Origin of the sequence: Parvibaculum sp. (assembly GCF_039680535.1) — a bacterium.
Classification (GTDB): Bacteria; Pseudomonadota; Alphaproteobacteria; order Parvibaculales; family Parvibaculaceae; genus Parvibaculum.
Genome location: NZ_JBDKSS010000023.1, coordinates 24,735 through 42,302 on the forward strand (window position 1 = coordinate 24,735; position 17,568 = coordinate 42,302).

The window sequence follows — 17,568 nt, forward strand, 5'->3', positions numbered from 1 at the left end:
CCCCCATTCTTGGACTCAGACGTAGGTTTCGAAATTGCGGGCCCGTCAATCCAGCATCTTGTTGATGCGGAACACGTTGCCCTCGGGATCAAGCAGAACGGCCTGATACCAGTTGTAGTAGGTCTTGTAGGGTTCCTTGATCAGCGTCGCGCCCTTCGAGAGCGCGACAGGAACCATGCGATCGACTTCTTCCGGTGTGTCGACATCGATGTTCAGCAGAAACTTGATGCCCTTCGTATCCGCGTAGTCGCTGAGCTTCAGAAGCTCGTAGGCGTCGAGCGCATTGAAGCCGATTGCACTCTTTCCGGTATCGATGCCGCGAAAGATTGGTGAACGAATGGCTTCAATCTCGGTGAAGCCGAAGACGTCCATGTAGAAGCTTGAAAGCGCGACGATGTCCTTCGCGAAAATATTGACGTAGGAAAGCGCGGCCATCACGCAGCCTCGACGGAGGTCTGCTTGACGAACTTGCTCTTCAGATGATCGCCCGAGCTGATCGGCGCATATTTGATCGGGCGGCTGTCGTCGTGGCAGCTATCGAGACAGGTCACCATCGCGTCATAGTTCGGCTGATGGAAGAAGACGAGCGAGATGCGGCGGCTGCCGAGCGCCTTGTCGCGCGGCGGATTGACGACCCGGTGCATGGTGGATTTCCAGATGTCGTTGGTCCACTGCATCATCAGGTCGCCGATATTGACGACGAAAGCGCCGGGAACGGGCCGCGCAGGCACCCATTCTCCATCGTCGTTGAGAACTTCAAGCCCACCGGGCGCTTCTTCCTGCCGGACGATGGTGAGGCTGCCATAGTCGGAATGCGCGCCGGCCCGCATCTGGCCGGGCTCCGGCGGCGTCGTCTGATCGGGGTAGTTCAGCGCGCGCAGCATGCTGATGTGCTTGTCGATCTTGTCCTCGAAGAAATCCTCGGGCAGGTCGAGCGCCATGGCGAACATGGCCATGAGCTGCGCTGAAAGCTTCTCCATCGCATGGAAATATTCGGTCCAGACCGGCTTCAGCAGCGACGGCGAGGCGGGCCAGACATTCGGTGCGAAGTGAGGACCCGCCTCGGCGCCGGTGTAATAGGGATCGCTGGCGGGCACGTCGGTCGGCCCGATGGAAAAGGATTCCTTGAGGTCGGGCGGCGTCTTGTCGTCGAGGCTGTAGGCGAGACCTTCTCCCATCAGCGGGCTGTAGCCGCGCACCTGATCGGGGCTTGGCCGCTCAACCTTCATCTTCTCTGCCTCGGGAAGATCGAAAAAGGCTTTGGCCGTGTCGTAGGTCTGCTGGATGAGGGCCTCAGGAACCCCATGTCCCGTAATCACGAGGAAGCCGATATCGCGGCAGGCGCGGCCGACTTCGGCGGCGACCTTCTTCTTGCCCTCAGGCGTTCCCTTGAGGAATGGCGAAATGTCGATTATCGGCACTGCTTTGAGTGTCATCGCGCTCATCCGTCTTTGTTCGTTGCGTCGTCGTGGAATTCGTCAGAATCCTGACCAATTGGTCAGGCTCATTCTTCAAGTCCCGTGCCATTTTCGGGAGGCCGGGGGAGGGCCGTTTTTCGGCTATGCCCACACGGATTCGACGGATTATTGAGCAGCACATGCATACAAATGCAGCGGAGTGCTTTTTGATGGCCGGGCATGAAAAAACGGCGGGGTTTCCCCCGCCGCTCGTGGGTCGTCGAAGGCTGTCTGCCCTCTATTTCATCGCCGCCTCGTAGATCGCGTGCGTATATGCGCCTTCGGGTTTCCTGGTAATGACCGGATCGGACTTGGTCGAGAGCAGGATCGAGACTGTGCGCTCGTAATCCGCAGGTTCCAGATAGCCGAGCTTCGTTTCGCCCAGGAGTTTCGCCACTTCGGCCATCATGCGCTTCTGGTGCTTCTCCGTCTGTGCGCCGGTCGTGTCGTTGTCGAGCACGATCATCGCCGCCTCATCCGGATGCGCCTTGGCCCATTCCCAGCCCTTGATGGAGGCTTTTACGAAGCGGGCGAGCTTGTCGGCATAGGCCTTGTCGGCGAGCTTCTTGCCATCGGCATAGAGGCCGTCCTCCAGCATGCCGACATCCTGATCCGAGTATTTGAAGACGACGAGATCGGAGGGTTTGAAACCTGCGTCGATGACCTGCCAGTACTCGTTATAGGTCATGGTCGAGATGCAGTCGGCCTGCTTCTGGATGATCGGATCGACGTTGAAGCCCTGCTTCAGCACCTTCACGCCCTTGGCGCTGCCATCGGTCGGGAGGCCGAGCTTCGCCATCCATGCGAGGAACGGATATTCGTTGCCGAAGAACCAGACGCCGAGGGTGTGGCCCGGAAAGTCCTTGGGAGACTTGATCCCGCTCGAAGCCGCGCAGGTCAGTTCCATGCCGGATCTCTGGAAGGTCTGCGAAATGTTGACCAGCGGCACGCCCTTTTCGCGGGCCGCGAGCGCCGCGGGCATCCAGTCGACGATGACGTCGGCGCCGCCAGCCGCGATGACCTGCTCAGGTGCGATGTCGGGACCGCCCGGCTTGATTGTAACGTCGAGATCGGCGTCCTTGTAGAAGCCTTTGTCCTTGGCGACGTAATAGCCGGCGAACTGCGCCTGCGTCACCCATTTGAGTTGCAAGGTCACGGCGTCGGCGGCTTGTGCGCCGGTCGCGCCGAGCGACCCAAGAAGCGCCGCCCCTAGCACCGCTCCGTAGATTGCCTTCAACTTCATGCAATTACTCCTCTGTGTTGCCCCTGGGGGAAAATCACGGCTTGCGAAACGACGCGTGCCAGAATGTGAAGCGGCGCTCCGCGAGGACGATGAGGCCGTAGCTCGCGGAACCGGCGACGGCGGCTACGGCGATCATTGCCCAGACCATCGAGATATTCATGCGGCCGACCTCGGTCGAAATGCGAAAACCCATGCCCACGATCGGCGTACCGAAAAACTCTGCAACGATCGCGCCAATCAGCGCCAAGGTGGAGTTGATCTTCAGCGCGTTGAAGACGAAGGGCAGCGCAGCGGGGATTCTGGCCATGGAAAGCGTCTGCCCATAGCTTGCGGCGTAGGTAGCCATGAGGTCGCGCTCCATGCGTCCGAGTGCGTCGAGCCCGGCGATGGTGTTCACCAGCATCGGGAAGAAGGTCATGATGACGACGACGGCCGCCTTGGACTGCCAGTCGAAGCCGAACCACATGACCATGATCGGCGCAACTGCGACGATGGGCAGCGCGCTGACGAGATTGCCGAGAGGGAGAAGGCCGCGCTGCAGGAAGGGCACGCGGTCGACGAGCAGGCCGGTGACGAAGCCAGCGCTGCAGCCGATAAAAAACCCCGGAATGACGGCTTTGATGAATGTCTGCACGAAATCGGCGGCGAGCGTCTCACGCGCAGCCAATATGGCGGACCAGATCACGCTCGGCGCAGGCAACAGAACGCCCGGCACCTCGAAGCCCGTGACGAGCATTTGCCAGACATAGAGGAGCCAGACGCCGAAAATGAGCGGGGCCGCGATGAGCGTCGCAACGCCGGGATGCTCAATGCTCAGCATGGACGCGCGTTCGAGCAGCCGCCAGACGAGGAAGAAGAGCGAGGCAAGCCCGGTCCAGAGCGCCAGCGCTTCGCCGCCGCTCGCGCCTGTCTCGACGAGCTTCAGGAGCGAGAAGCCGCCAGTGAGTGTGGCGATGCCAAGCAACCCGAAGGCGCGGGCAGTCGGCAGGGGACGAAGCATCTGGAATATCGCCGCCGCCGCCATCGCGAGCCAGAGCGCGAGAGATAAGGGTGCTGCTGTCCATGATGCAGCGCCGAGCGGAAACAGCAAGGCGAGGCCGCCAAGCGCGACGGCGATGAGGAGCGCGGGATCTCGCTTCATGCCTGGCCTCCGAAGTGGCGCGAAAGCCAGCCTTCGCCGATGCCGATAAGGCCAACAGAGGCGCCCGAAAGGATCGAGGCGGCGACGAGAGCCGACCAGATCTGCACCGTCTGGCCGTAGTAGGAGCCCGCGAGAATGCGTGCGCCGAGGCCTGCCTGCGCACCTGTCGGCAACTCGCCGACGATGGCGCCGACAATGGCAAGAGCCATGGCCACCTTCATGCTGGGAAAGAGGAAGGAGAGCGAGGCGGGAAGGCGCAGATAGCGCAGCATCTGCATTTCGTTGGCGCTATAGGTGCGCATCAGGTCGAGCTGAATGGGCTCCGGCGAGGAAAGCCCCTTCACCATGCCGATGGTGACAGGAAAGAAGCAGAGATAGGTGGAGATCAGCGCCTTGGGCAACAAGCCGACAAAGCCGATGGAGCCCAGCACGACGATGATCATGGGCGCGATGGCGAGCGTCGGCACGGTCTGCGATGCGATGACCCAAGGGAGCAGCGCACGCTCGAGGCTCTTCACGTGAACGATGGCAATGGCGAGCGCAATGCCGAGCAGGTTGCCGAAGGCGAAGCCGATAAAGGCCGCCGAGAAGGTGACCCAGGCGTGATAAAGGAGATTGCGCTTTGAGGTCAGTTTGACGCCAAAGATCGACTTCTGGAGTTCCGCCGCCACCTGATGGGGTGCGGGCAGAACCGGGCGCTCCATCGACATGGTGTCGGCGATGAGTTCGCCCGTTGTCCAGACGGTCTTGCCGTCGCGCTGATATTGATCGGTGACGACAGAAGCGTTGAGGAAGACGGTGCCCACATACCAGATGGCAAGCGCGAGCAGAAGAATGGCTGCGACGGGAAGCGCGGTCCCTCGCGCCGCGCGACGGATGAGGCCACCCGAAGAGGCGAGAAGGGTGCTAGCGGTCATCATAGGAATGCCCAGCCTTCAGGCCCTCGCGAACTCTGTGGGCAATCTGTGCGAATTCCGCCGTCTCGCGAATATCCAGCGTCCGCTCCCTCGGCAAAGGCGACTCGATGATGTCGATGATCCGACCGGGGCGCGGAGACATCACGACGATCCTGGTCGAGAGAAAGACGGCTTCAGGGATCGAATGGGTGACAAAGACGAGCGTCTTTTCGGTACGTCGCCAGAGATCGAGCAATTGCTCGTTCAGATGGTCGCGAATGATCTCGTCCAGTGCACCGAAAGGCTCGTCCATCAGCAGCAGGTCTGGATCGAAGGACAGGGCGCGGGCAATCGAAACGCGTTGCTGCATACCGCCCGAAAGTTGCCATGGAAACTTGCGCGCGAAACCCGACAGATTGACGAGGTCCAATACACGCTTCGCGCGGGCCTTTTGTTCAGTCTTGTTCAGTCCCATGATTTCGAGAGGAAGCGTGATGTTGCGTTCCACCGTGCGCCACGGGAAGAGGGCGGGCGCCTGAAAGACATAGCCATAAGCGCGATCGAGCCGCGCAGCCCGCGGGCTGGTGCCGTTCACTTGAATCGTGCCGCTGGTTGCCTGTTGCAGATCGGCGATGACACGAAGCAGGGTGGTCTTGCCGCAACCCGACGGGCCGATGAAGGAGACGAATTCGCCCTTCGCGATTGTCAGGTCCACATGCGACAGCGCGTGGACGGGGGCGTCCGCTGTCTGGAAGACGAGGCTTAGATCCCTTACCTCAACCGCAGGAATGCCACCGGATTTGGGCGAGACGGCGTCTTCCTGGCGCTCTGTCGTCATGGCGTCTCTGTCTCCTAGGCGGCGAGTTCCACCATTGCGCGCATCAGCACGTTGCAGCCCGCGGCCAGGTCTTCCGGCAGCGCTGACTCGATCTCATTGTGGCTGATACCCTCAGCACAGGGAACGAAGATCATGCCGACCGGCGCGACGCGCGCGATATAGCCCGCGTCATGGCCTGCGCCAGAAACGATGTCGCGATTGGGAAGGCCGGCTTCGTCGGCAGCTCTGCGGACCGCATCGATACAAGCCGGATCGTAGTGGATCGCCGGCGAGTTCCAGATTTCCTGAAGGTCGCATTCGACGCCGAGACCGCCGCAAATCTCGGCGGCGCCCGCCTCGAGCGCAGCCTTCATCTTCTCGAGTTCCTCGTCATAGGGATGGCGAAGATCGACCGTGAAGAAGACCTTGCCGGGAATGACATTGCGCGAATTGGGATGCACGGTCATCAGGCCCACCGTGCCGACACCGGGCAGATGGTCGAGCGCGATCCTGTTGACGAGATCGACCATGCGAGCAGCAGCGAGCATGGCGTCCTTGCGACGGTTCATCGGTGTGGTGCCGGCGTGGCAGTCCTGGCCCGTCAGCGTCACCTCGAACCACTTGATCCCCTGGATGCCCTGCACGACGCCGATGGTCTTCTGCTCGGCTTCGAGGATCGGGCCCTGTTCGATATGGGCCTCGAAGAAAGCCTTGAAGGGGCGTCCGCCGACCGGCGCGTCGCCGAAATAGCCGATGCGCTTCAGCTCCTCGCCGATGGTCTTGCCGTCGAGATCGGCGCGGCTGTGTCCATATTCTTCCGTGAAGACGCCGCCAAATACGCCCGAGGCAATCATGGCGGGGGCAAAGCGCGAGCCCTCTTCATTCGTCCAGACTGAAACCTCGATCGGCGCTTCCGTCTCGAACTTGTAGTCGTTCAATGTACGAATGACCTCAAGCCCGGCGAGCACACCGAATACGCCGTCGAACTTGCCGCCCGTCGGCTGCGTGTCGAGGTGGCTGCCGGTGACGACAGGCGGCAGGTCATTGTTCCGGCCGGGTCGGCGGGCGAAGATATTGCCCATGCGGTCGACGGTGATCGAGCAGCCCGCATCCTTGCACCATTGCACGAAGAGATCCCGGCCCTGCTTGTCGAGATCGGTGAGGGCGAGGCGGGCGCAGCCGCCTTTGTCCGTCGCACCGATTTTCGCCATCTCCATCAGGCTGTCCCAGAGACGATCCTGATCGATCTGCAGGTTCTGGATTGTCTTCGTGCTCATGGCGTCGTCCTTCGTTTACTCGGCTGCCTGCTTCCGCATCGGATTGTTCGGATGCTGGGTCCAGTTGAGATAGGGCAGACCGTTGTCGACAGGGTTCATGGTGATGCAGTTATCGACCGGGCAGACATGTGCGCAGAGATTACAGCCCACGCATTCTTCCTCGATCACCTGATATTTACGAGCGCCATCCTCAAGCAGCGAAGCGATAGACTGGTGCGATGTGTCCTCGCAGGCAATGTGGCAAAGTCCACATTTGATGCAGAGATCCTGATTGATGTTCGCGATGGTCTTGAAGTTGAGGTTGAGGTACTGCCAGTCGGTGATGTTCGGCACGGCGATGCCGCGGAAGTCCTCGATGGTGGCGTAGTCCTTCGCATCCATCCAGCGCTTCAGCCCGTCGATCATGTCGTCGACGATGTTGAAGCCGTAGTGCATGGCCGCAGTGCAGACCTGCATCGTGCCGCAGCCAAGCGCGCCAAACTCGGCGGCGTCGCGCCAGGTCTCGATGCCGCCGATGCCGGAGATCGGGATGCCCGCGCATTCCGGATCGCGCGAAATCTCTGCTACCATATGCATGGCAATGGGCTTCACGGCCGGACCGCAATAGCCGCCATGTGTGCCTTTTCCATCGACCACCGGCGTCGGCGCCATGGCGTCGAGATCGATGGACATGATCGAGTTGATCGTGTTGATGAGACTGACCGCATCCGCACCGCCGCGAACGGCAGCCCGCGCGGAACCGAGGATGTTGGTCACGTTCGGCGTCAGCTTCACGATCACCGGCATGCGGCTATATTGCTTGCACCACCGCGTGACCATCTCGACATATTCAGGTACCTGACCGACCGCCGCGCCCATGCCGCGTTCCGACATGCCGTGCGGACAACCGAAATTGAGTTCGATGCCGTCCGCGCCGGTGTCCTCGACGCGGGCGAGGATCGACTTCCAGCTCTCCTCGGTGCATGGCACCATCAAGGAGACGACGAGCGCACGGTCGGGCCAGTCGCGCTTGACCTCCTTGATCTCACGTAGATTGACGTCAAGCGGACGGTCGGTGATGAGCTCGATATTGTTGAAGCCCGCGACGCGGTTGCCCTTGTAGGAATAGGCGCCATAGCGTGATGAAACGTTGACGACGTGCGGATCTTCTCCGAGCGTCTTCCAAACGACGCCGCCCCAGCCGGCCTTATAGGCACGAATGACATTGTAAGCCTTGTCGGTCGGCGGCGCGGAGGCGAGCCAGAACGGGTTTGGGGATTTGATGCCTGCGAAAATGCTTGAAATGTCAGCCATCTGTCTCACTTCCTCAATGCACGGTCGATCGAATGGGCGGCAAGCTTGCCCGCCTGCACCGACTCGACCGTCAGATCTTGTCCGCCCGCGACGCAATCGCCGCCAGCCCACACACCTTCCAGCGATGTGCGGCCCTCATCATCGGCCTTGATGCGACCGTTCTCTAGCTCAAGAGGACTTTCTGTGCCTTCGCGGAGCGGATCGGCAACGAAGCTCTGGCCGATCGCCTTGAACACCATATCCGTCTCGATGATGAATTCGCGTCCCGTGCCGATGAGCTTGCCGCTCGTGTCGAGCGCCGTGTACTCAAAGATGACGCGTGTGGCGTGGCCATCCACGCCTTCGATGCGGAGTGGACGCGCCCAGTGCTTGATGGTGACACCGTTTGTCTGGGCGAACTCCTGCTCATGTCCCGTGGCGGTCATGGCGTCGGGGCCGCGCCGATAGACGAGGATCACATCTTCGGCGCCAAGGCGCTTTGCCTGCACGGCAATATCGATGGCAGTATTGCCGCCGCCGATGACAACGATGCGCCGCCCGATCGGGAGCGAAGCGAAATCATCCGTCTGGCGGATTGAGGCGATGTAATCGACGGCGTTGAAGACGCCGGCCAGCTCTTCGCCCTCGCAGTCCAGCGCCTTTACGGCGCCGAGGCCGAGGCCAAGAAAGACCGCATCATATTCGGAGCGCAGGCTGGAAAGAGTGACGTCTCGGCCGAGCGCCGTGCCGAGCTTCACTTCGATACCGCCGATCTCCATGATGAAAGCGACCTCGCGGGCGGCGAAATCATGCGCGAGCTTGTATTCCGCGACGCCATATTCATTGAGGCCGCCGAGCTTCTCGCGTGCCTCGAAGATCGTGACATCGTGCCCGAGCATGGCAAGGCGATGCGCGCAGGCCAGACCCGCCGGCCCGCCGCCAACGACGGCGACGCGCCTGCCGGTCGTCTCCGCGCGGGCGAAGGGATGGGGCATGCCGTCAAGGCCATTGTCCATCGCGTAACGCTGCAGGTTGCCGATGGTGATCGGATTCTCGCCCTCCGCCTTTCGGACGCAGGCCTGTTCGCAAAGGATTTCCGTTGGGCAATCGCGCGCGCATGAACCGCCAAGAACATTCTGTTCGAGAATGCGGACTGCGGCGCCAGAAAGATTGCCTGTCGCGATCTTCCTGATGAAGCCCGGAATGTCGATACCCGTGGGGCACGCATTCATGCAGGGCGCATCGTAGCAGAAGTAGCAACGGTTCGCCTCGACACGTGCCGTTTGCGGATTGAGCGGCGACACGGCATCGTCGAAGTTGATCGCATATTCACCGAGGTCAAGTCGCCCGGCAGAAATGTCGGGACTGTCGTTGGTGAGATCAAGGGTTCCCATCGTATGCTCCGCTCATTGCGTCCGAATTCCTCTTCGCAAGAACGATGCCGTTTCCCTATAAGTGAATGGCTACCAAGGAAAACGCTGATTTAGGCTGGAAAAAACCTGACCTTTTGGTCAAAATATATTTCAGGACTTGCCGTTCGCCTCGCGACCTCGACACTCATGTGGGGCGGAAAGGTTGCCTGAGCTGTATGCAATTGCTCAAAGCGTCGTCACTGAATCTGCTCAATCGGGAGATGAGATGCCGAAACGGAAGACGGAAAAGGCCAAGGTCGTGACTGTCGCCTCCGCTTCGAAAAGGGCCGGGAGAGCTGCAGGCAAGGCGACGGTGTCGTCCACCGACAGCGGAAATGGAAGCGCTGGAGCGATCCGGAAACGCAATGTCGCCAGGATATTGAAAGCGGCCGAAGCCGTCTTTTCAAAGGATGGTTTCGCCGGCGCCAGCACGGCGGAAATCGCCCGGAAGGCGGGCGTGCCCAAGGCCAACCTGCATTACTATTTCCGCACGAAGCAGGATCTCTACTCGGCTGTATTGGTGGAGATCGTCGAATCCTGGCTCGATGCTCTTGAGGAGATCGAGAGCGATAGCGATCCTGCTGCCGCTCTCGCGCAATATATTGCGAAGAAGATGGAGGCGGCGAAGAATTCAGCGCAGCCGTCCCGTCTCTGGGCCATCGAGATCATTGGCGGCGGGCGCCATGTGCAGCCGTTTCTCAAGGGGCGCCTGCGCAAGCTGGTGGAAGAGAAGGGTGCAATCGTCCAGAAGTGGATCGATCAGGGCAAGATCGAAGACATAGATCCCCCACATCTCTTCTTCATGATCTGGGCAATGACGCAGACCTATGCCGATTTCGGCGCACAGATGACCGCCGTCCTCGGCAGGCGGACGCTCGACGACGCCGTATTCGAGGATGCCACGCAGACTGCGACGCGGCTCATCCTGCGCGGGCTGGGGCTCAAATCGCCTCTCTGACGGGGTGCATGTGGGGCGTACAGGCCGCTATAAAAAGCGGCACCTGACAAACATTTCATTCAGAAAATTGGCGGATTGCCAAACCTTTGCCGATGGCACGTCTCATGCTTCCTGACCAAATGATCAGATAACGCCGGGGCGAAGAAGCGCGGAAACCCGGCAGAAGGAGGCTCAGATGGGAATCCTCGTTCGCGGTGGAACGGCGGTCAATGCGGATGTCAGCCGGCGGGCCGATGTCTATATCGAAGACGGATTGATCAAGGCGGTCGGGTCCGATCTGGAAGCGCCTGCCGGCGCGGAGATCGTCGATGCCGGCGGCGCGCTGGTCATGCCCGGCGGCATCGATCCGCATACCCATATGGAACTGCCCTTCATGGGCACGGTTGCGTCCGAGGATTTCTTCTCGGGCACGACGGCCGGCGCCGTTGGCGGCACGACGACCATCATCGACTTTGCGATCCCCGATCCGCAGGAAAGCCTGATTGCCGCTTACAAGCGTTGCCGAAGCTGGGCCGAGAAGGCGGCGACCGATTACAGTTTCCATGTCGCGGTCACCTGGTGGGACGAAACGGTTCACGCCGACATGGCTACGCTCGTGCGGGAGCATGGCGTGAACAGCTTCAAGCACTTCATGGCCTACAAGAACGCAATCATGGCCGACGACGAGATTCTGGTGAACAGCTTCACCCGCGCTCGTGAGTTGGGTGCGCTATGCACGGTGCATGCAGAAAACGGTGAGCTTGTTTTTCATCTTCAGCGCGAAATCCTTGCCAAAGGGATCACTGGGCCGGAAGGTCACCCATTGTCGCGTCCGCCGGAAGTCGAAGGCGAGGCGGCCAACCGGGCCATACGCGTTGCACAGGTCCTTAACGTGCCGCTCTATATCGTCCACAATTCCTGTCGCGAAGCCGTCGAGGCAATCGCGCGTGCACGCGGCGAAGGGCAACGTGTCTTCGGCGAAGTGCTGGCCGGGCATCTGCTCGTCGACAGTTCCGTCTATGAGCATCCTGATTTCGACGTGGCGGCCGCGCATGTCATGAGCCCGCCTTTCCGTCCGAAGGGACATCAGGAGCATCTATGGCGCGCGCTCCAGGCGGGCTATCTTCAGACGACGGCGACGGATCATTGCTGTTTCTGTGCGCCCCAAAAGGCTGCGGGTCGCCAGGACTTCAGCAAGATTCCGAACGGGACAGGCGGCGTCGAGGACCGCATGCATGTGTTGTGGCATCACGGCGTCAACACCGGACGGCTGACGCCAAACGAGTTTGTGGCCGTCACATCGGCCAATGCGGCGAAGATCTTCAATATCTATCCGCGCAAGGGCGTGATAGCGCCGGGCGCGGACGCCGATCTCATCGTCTGGGATACCACGAAGACGCGGACGATTTCCGCAAAGACCCATCACCAGAATGTCGATTACAACATCTTCGAAGGTATGGAGGTGCGCGGCATCAACACAGTCACCATCGCCAATGGCAAAATTGTCTACAAGGATGGCGATGTTCGCACGGTGAAGGGCGCCGGACGGAATATTGAGCGTCCGGCTTTCGCTCCCTATTATGACGCAATGGAACGTCAAGCCGCGCTGCATGCGCCGAGGGCGGTCCATCGCGGAGAGGCTGCCAAGTAATCAGGTGAGGCGCTCGCGGAAGTGGATGCTCATGGAATCCGTCTGCTGCCGACGCCTTGATTGTGCGCCGCGGCAGGATCAATATTAACTTCAAGCTCAGGAGATGAACCTATGCCGCCGAAAGATGAGTTTCTCGCTGCCGCGCTCGCAGAAGCCGAGAAGGGGCGGGATGAGGGCGGCATTCCCATTGGTTCCGTGCTGGTGCGCGACGGCGTCATCATTGGATGCGGTCACAACAGGCGCGTGCAGAACGGCAGCGTGATTCATCACGCCGAGATGAACTGTCTCGAAAATGCCGGTCGTCTTGCTCCGAGCGTCTATCGCGAGGCGACGCTTTATACCACCCTGTCGCCCTGCTCGATGTGCGCGGGCGCTGCGGCTCTTTTCGGCGTGAAGAAGGTGGTGATCGGAGAGAACCGAACCTTCGAGATGAGTGAGGATTTTCTCCGCAGCAAGGGCATCGAGGTCGAGGTGGTCGACGATGCCGGGTGTTACAGGATTCTTCAGGATTTCATCAAGGACCATCCCGAAATCTGGGAGGAGGATATTGGCGGCCACTGAGGCCGGGCGCATCTTTCAGACAATGAGGCGATAGGCTCTGGCGAAGCGGTCTTCCAGCTTGCAGGTCTGGTGGTCGACTTCGTTCGTGTCGGCGAGTTCGAGATTGAAAAAGCTCGTTTCCGTATCGTCGAAATAGGGACCCGCGTGCCAGGTGCCGCGATAGAGCATCACGCCGACATTTCCGGGAATGGCGAAGGCCCTGATTTCATCGAGATGCGGCTCCGCGTTCGGATCGTCGACATCATGGGGCGGAGCGACGACGAGATGCCATTCCTTTCCTCCCACTGAGGCGAGGAGCTGCGTGACCTGGCGATGCCGTGTGATGCGGCGTGCGACGCGCTCGCGAAAATCGAGGCGCATGATGTAGAAGCGTGGCGTGCCGCGCGAAAGATCGAGCTGTGCGTCATGCGGGCCGAACAATGTGCCGTCCTCGGTCGCCTCGACGAGTGTGCCATAGGTACGGAAGTTCTGCGCCGTGATCGGCGTTAGCTTCAGATCCTCGATGACGAGCGAATGTCCGTCGATTGCGTGCTTTGTCATGATAGGGCCTCTCTATTCCGCCGCTGTGGCCATTTGCCGAAGATGAGGCGGTATGACCAGATCGATATCCTTGTAGGCGATGAGGTCGGGGATGATGTGCTCCTCCTGTTCAAGGAAGAGACGGCGTACCACGCCGCGAATGAGCCTCGGCAACGCATATCGATGGCCGCTGATCGAGGTGGAGTGCGGACCCATGCTGACGGTGCCCGAGAAATTGAAGGCGAAGATGCGTTCGACCCAAGGCGCGGTTCCGGGCTCGCGCTGCAGATATTCGTAGGAGAGCCCGAGATAGGGAAAATCTCCGAGCAAGGCGTGTTCCGCGCCTGCCGGCGGCGTGTACCGGTCCTTCCAGCGCAGGACATGAGGAGCGAGCGCCGACAGTTCCGGCCGGGCGGCGTAGTCAACGGTGTAGCCAGTAGCCGCAATGAGGTAGTCGAAGACGTGCTCGCCACGCGGCGTCTTTACCCTGATTGCGTCGCCCTCCTGCCGAACGTCGAGCCAGGGGCTGGCCGCGTGCATGCGGAAGCCGGGGAGTGCAGTTGCCGCGAAGAAGCCCGAATGCGCGGGCGGCTGATCGACCTGCCGAAAATGGCGCGCGATCTGCCAGCGCGTCGCGTCCGAAAGCTCGGGGAAGTTCGCGAGAAAAGCGGCTGTTTCCAGATGGCGATGCGGATTGACGGTCGGAAGCGCCGGACGGCGAAAGCAGATGTCCGCAGACGCGGCCCCCGCGTTGAGGACAGCAGTCGCCGTATCGAATGCGGAGGCGGCGTGGCCGAGAATGCCAATGCGCTTGCCTGCCAGCGCGGCGAAGTCGATCTCGACATTAGAATGCGAATAGAGCGTCGGAGGAAGATTATCGCTGATAACCTCAGGCACGCTCCAGCGGCCCGCGCCGTCAAAGCCCGTCGCCAGCACGACGAGCCGTGCGGGAAAAGTCTCTCTCGCGCCGCTACGGCGCGCGGTGACGAGGATGTGGTCGGCCTCAGGTTCGACGGTTTCAACCTCCGTGTCGTTGACGATCGGGAGGTTCAGCGTCTTGCGATACCAGCGAAGATATTCCATCCAGTCGCGGCGGGGCACACGGTCGAGCGCTTCCCAGGCTTCACGTCCATGTCGCGCCATGTACCAGCGCTGGAGCGAAAGGCTCGGCTGACCAAGTTCCATGCCGCAAAGCGCCTTGGGCGTCCGTAGATGCGACATGCGGGCGACGGTCTCCCACACGCCCTCATAGCCTTCGGGGCTGCGGTCCAGCACGAGGATGTTGTCGACGCCCTGACGGATCAGCGAATGCGCGATGACGAGCCCCGACTGCCCACCGCCGACGATCACCACGTCGTAGAGCCGCCTTCCACCTGCATCGAAATAGGGCTTCACCCATCGACGTTCCGGATAGGAAAGAAGCGCCAACTCCTCCCGAGCGAGCTCCGCAAGCGCTGTTTCGTCAAGAGGAACTTCAATCGGGGACATGTAGACCTTTTGTATGGCTGGGTTGGGCCGTGTCTCAGTCTCTCTGCTTCATGCGTTCGCGAAAAGAAGCTTATTCCGCACATTGCGTTGCCGATTTGGCAACGGTGATATCAAACCGCCTTCAGAAACGCCTTCGCCGCTTCGCCATGCTCGTGGCGCAGGCGCGCGATGTCGAGGCCTACGGGTTGTCCATCGGTCACGCGCCACTCGCCGCCGATCATCACTCGGTCTGCATGATGTGCGCCGCAGAGAACGAGCGCTGCAATCGGATCGCCGGCGCCGGAGAACCGCAATTCATCGAGGGTGAAAAGCGCGAGATCCGCCTGGCGCCCCACCTCGATCTTGCCGATGTCGGTGCGTCCGAGGCACGCGGCCGACCCCTCTGTCGCCCACCGAAGAGCATCGTGATGCGTAACGGCGGCGGCGCCATAGGACAGGCGACCCAGCATCATGGCGTGGCGCACCGCTTCCATGAGGTTGGAGCTGTCGTTTGAAGCGGAACCATCGACGCCTAGTCCCACGATTGCGCCTGCGGCCTCGAGGTCCTTTGTGCGGCAGGTGCCGGAAGCAAGGACCATGTTGGAGGTCGGGCAATGGCAGACGCCGACCTTGTGCCTGCCGAGGCGGACGACTTCCTCGTCGTCGAAGTGGATGCCATGTGCAAGCCAGACGCGCGAATTAAGCCAGCCGACTTCCTCGAGATAGTCGAGCGGGCGCATGCCGAACTTCGAAATGCAGAAATCGTCTTCATCGAGCGTTTCGCCAAGATGCGTATGCAGGCGGCAATCATGCTTCTCGGCGAGAGTGGCCGAGTCGACCATCAATTGTTTCGTCACGTTGAAGGGCGCGCAGGGAGCCAGTGCCACCTGAAGGTAAGAGCCTTCCGAGCGGTCATGATATTTGCCGAGTACGCGCTCGCAGTCGGCGAGAACCGCATCATAGTCCTGCATCAGGCGTTCATCCGCGATGCCGCCATTCTTCGTTCCGAAATTGATGGCGCCACGCGTCAGCGTCATGCGCATGCCGAGCTTCGACGCTTCCTCGGCTTCTATGTCGACCGCATCCGGCATGTCGGCGGGAAAGACGAAGAGGTGATCCGAAGCCGTTGTGCAGCCGGACATCAGCATTTCGGTGAGTGCGACCCGCGTCGCGAGGCGGAAGCTGTCGCGGTTCAGATGGTCCGCCCAGATCGGATAAAGCGACTTCAACCAGGGAAAGAGTTCCTTGTTGATCGCTTGTGGATGTGCGCGAGTGAGCGTCTGGAAAAAGTGGTGATGCGTGTTGATGAGCCCGGGCAGAACGACATGGCGTCCCGCATCGAAGGTCTGGTCGTATGGGGTGGACGGCCCGTCATGGCCGACAAGCTCGACGATACGCCCATCTTCAACGACGACGCCGCGTTCGGCGCCTTCGGCGAGGATGGAAATGGGATCACGCAACCAGGTTCTCATCGCTTGGCCTTATACTTGGGAGTAGCCGAGAACGGCCTTTACTTCGAGGAACTCGGTCATGCCGAAGATGCCGAGTTCGCGCCCATTGCCGGATTGCTTGTATCCGCCGAAGGGTGCGTTGAAATCGAAGGGGGGATTGTTGATGAAGATGCGGCCGGCGCGGATGTGGGCGGCAATGCGGCGGGCGTGCTCTTCGTCCTGCGAATAGACATAGCCGGCGAGCCCATAGACCGTGTCATTGGCAAGCCGGATAGCTTCCGCCTCATCGTCATAGGTAAGGATCGAAAGGACAGGGCCGAAAATTTCCTGCCGGGCGATGGTCATGTCGGGAGACACATCGGAGAAGATCGTCGGGCGAATGAAATAGCCACGGCTGAGATCTTTGGGTCTGCCCGGTCCGCCAGCTACAAGAGTCGCGCCCTCGGCAATGCCGGTTTCGATCATGCCGCCGACCTTGGTGAACTGCGCCATGCCGGCGACGGGCCCCATGGTCGTTTCGGGCGAGGTCGGATCGCCGACGATGGCGGCAGCGGCAACGGCAACGGCCTTCGCGCGATCGATGATTTCGTCTTTCTGCGAACGGTGAACGAACATGCGCGTCGGCGCGATGCAGGACTGGCCCGAATTGATGAAGCAGCGATTGACGCCGTCGGTCACGGCAAGGTCGAGATTCGCGTCAGGCAGAATGATATTGGCGGACTTCCCGCCGAGCTCCTGATGGACGCGCTTGACGGTTTTGGCAGCCGCCTCCGCGACGAGGATTCCGGCGCGCGTCGAGCCGGTGAATGAGACCATGTCGATGTCGGGATGAGCAGCGATGGCGGCACCGACTTCCGCGCCGGTTCCATTGACGAGATTGAAGACGCCTTTCGGCACGCCTGCCTCGTGCAGCACTTCGGCAAGCAGGAGCGCGCTCAACGGCGAAAGCTCGCTCGGCTTCAGTACGACGGTGCAGCCGGCCGCAAGGGCGGGGGCGAGCTTGGTCACGATCTGGTTGAGCGGCCAGTTCCATGGTGTGATGAGGCCGCAGACGCCGATCGGTTCATGCGCGATCAGCGTTGTGCCTTTCAGCCTGTCGAATTCAAAGTCGCGGAGAACCGCGGCAGCCTCCTCGAAATAGACGATGCTCGAGCCGGTTTGCATGTCCCAGGAGAGTTTCGCGGGCGACCCCATTTCGGCAGTCACGGCGCGGGCCAGTTCCTCACGTCGCGCCTTGAAGCATTCGACGATGCGGCCAAAAAGAGCGAGACGTTCCTCCCGGCTCGTGGCGGCGAATGCCGGAAAGGCGGCGCGGGCGGCGGCGACAGCACGATCCACGTCGGCTGAGCTGCCATGGCTGATCCGAGCGATCGAGGCTTCCGTCGCCGGGTTGATGACGTCGGCAAGCCGTGGGGTCGCCGGTTCGACCCAGCTTCCATCGATGTAAAAGAGACGGGGATCTGGCAT

16 protein-coding genes are annotated in these 17,568 nt (G+C 61.0%); 3 read left to right on the forward strand and 13 right to left on the reverse strand.

What is annotated here, in order from left to right; all coding sequences use genetic code 11:
* Window positions 1-45 precede the first annotated feature (45 nt).
* The 9 genes from ABFC66_RS14845 to ABFC66_RS14885 all read right to left on the reverse strand — a co-directional run bounded on the left by ABFC66_RS14845 (window position 46) and on the right by ABFC66_RS14885 (window position 9,497).
* Window positions 46-435 (reverse strand): VOC family protein, encoded by a 390-nt coding sequence (locus ABFC66_RS14845; protein ID WP_346741746.1) that lies wholly within the window; start codon window positions 433-435, stop codon window positions 46-48.
* Window positions 435-1,436, reverse strand: a complete 1,002-nt coding sequence (locus ABFC66_RS14850) for a 2-oxoglutarate and iron-dependent oxygenase domain-containing protein (protein WP_346741747.1) — start codon at window positions 1,434-1,436, stop codon at window positions 435-437. Before ABFC66_RS14850 ends, ABFC66_RS14845 begins: the two co-directional genes overlap by 1 nt.
* A gap of 259 nt (window positions 1,437-1,695) precedes the next feature.
* On the reverse strand, window positions 1,696-2,700 hold the full coding sequence (locus ABFC66_RS14855) for an ABC transporter substrate-binding protein (protein WP_346741748.1): 1,005 nt from the start codon (window positions 2,698-2,700) through the stop codon (window positions 1,696-1,698).
* Window positions 2,701-2,734: 34 nt separating this feature from the next.
* Window positions 2,735-3,538 (reverse strand): ABC transporter permease, encoded by an 804-nt coding sequence (locus ABFC66_RS14860; RefSeq protein WP_346741845.1) that lies wholly within the window; start codon window positions 3,536-3,538, stop codon window positions 2,735-2,737.
* A gap of 299 nt (window positions 3,539-3,837) precedes the next feature.
* On the reverse strand, window positions 3,838-4,758 hold the full coding sequence (locus ABFC66_RS14865; protein ID WP_346741846.1) for an ABC transporter permease: 921 nt from the start codon (window positions 4,756-4,758) through the stop codon (window positions 3,838-3,840).
* Complete coding sequence (locus ABFC66_RS14870; RefSeq protein ID WP_346741749.1) at window positions 4,748-5,575, reverse strand: ABC transporter ATP-binding protein; 828 nt, start codon at window positions 5,573-5,575, stop codon at window positions 4,748-4,750. The genes ABFC66_RS14865 and ABFC66_RS14870 overlap by 11 nt, the downstream gene beginning before the upstream one ends.
* Window positions 5,576-5,589: 14 nt before the next feature.
* Window positions 5,590-6,831 carry a Zn-dependent hydrolase gene (locus tag ABFC66_RS14875; RefSeq protein ID WP_346741750.1) on the reverse strand — a complete coding sequence of 414 codons (1,242 nt, stop codon included), beginning with the start codon at window positions 6,829-6,831 and terminating at the stop codon, window positions 5,590-5,592.
* Between the two features lie 15 nt (window positions 6,832-6,846).
* Window positions 6,847-8,124: an NAD-dependent dihydropyrimidine dehydrogenase subunit PreA gene (gene preA, locus ABFC66_RS14880; protein ID WP_346741751.1), complete on the reverse strand. Its 1,278-nt coding sequence runs from the start codon at window positions 8,122-8,124 to the stop codon at window positions 6,847-6,849.
* Window positions 8,125-8,129: 5 nt separating this feature from the next.
* Window positions 8,130-9,497 (reverse strand): NAD(P)-dependent oxidoreductase, encoded by a 1,368-nt coding sequence (locus tag ABFC66_RS14885; protein WP_346741752.1) that lies wholly within the window; start codon window positions 9,495-9,497, stop codon window positions 8,130-8,132.
* A 244-nt stretch (window positions 9,498-9,741) separates the two neighbouring features.
* Here ABFC66_RS14885 and ABFC66_RS14890 point away from each other — a divergent pair, with 244 nt between their 5' ends.
* From ABFC66_RS14890 to ABFC66_RS14900, 3 genes are all read left to right on the forward strand, one after another.
* Window positions 9,742-10,473 (forward strand): TetR/AcrR family transcriptional regulator, encoded by a 732-nt coding sequence (locus tag ABFC66_RS14890; RefSeq protein WP_346741753.1) that lies wholly within the window; start codon window positions 9,742-9,744, stop codon window positions 10,471-10,473.
* Window positions 10,474-10,648: 175 nt separating this feature from the next.
* Window positions 10,649-12,103 (forward strand): dihydropyrimidinase, encoded by a 1,455-nt coding sequence (gene hydA / locus ABFC66_RS14895; protein WP_346741754.1) that lies wholly within the window; start codon window positions 10,649-10,651, stop codon window positions 12,101-12,103.
* 111 nt (window positions 12,104-12,214) lie between these two features.
* Window positions 12,215-12,664, forward strand: a complete 450-nt coding sequence (locus ABFC66_RS14900; protein ID WP_346741755.1) for a nucleoside deaminase — start codon at window positions 12,215-12,217, stop codon at window positions 12,662-12,664.
* A gap of 15 nt (window positions 12,665-12,679) precedes the next feature.
* Here ABFC66_RS14900 and ABFC66_RS14905 read toward each other — a convergent pair whose 3' ends face one another.
* The 4 genes from ABFC66_RS14905 to ABFC66_RS14920 all read right to left on the reverse strand — a co-directional run bounded on the left by ABFC66_RS14905 (window position 12,680) and on the right by ABFC66_RS14920 (window position 17,568).
* Window positions 12,680-13,204 carry an ureidoglycolate lyase gene (locus tag ABFC66_RS14905; protein WP_346741756.1) on the reverse strand — a complete coding sequence of 175 codons (525 nt, stop codon included), beginning with the start codon at window positions 13,202-13,204 and terminating at the stop codon, window positions 12,680-12,682.
* A gap of 12 nt (window positions 13,205-13,216) precedes the next feature.
* Entirely contained in the window at window positions 13,217-14,671 is a 1,455-nt protein-coding gene (locus ABFC66_RS14910; RefSeq protein WP_346741757.1) for an NAD(P)/FAD-dependent oxidoreductase, read from the reverse strand.
* Between the two features lie 110 nt (window positions 14,672-14,781).
* Entirely contained in the window at window positions 14,782-16,122 is a 1,341-nt protein-coding gene (locus ABFC66_RS14915) for an 8-oxoguanine deaminase (RefSeq protein WP_346741758.1), read from the reverse strand.
* Window positions 16,123-16,131: 9 nt separating this feature from the next.
* A complete protein-coding gene (locus ABFC66_RS14920; RefSeq protein ID WP_346741759.1) occupies window positions 16,132-17,568 on the reverse strand; it encodes an aldehyde dehydrogenase family protein in 1,437 nt (478 codons plus the stop codon).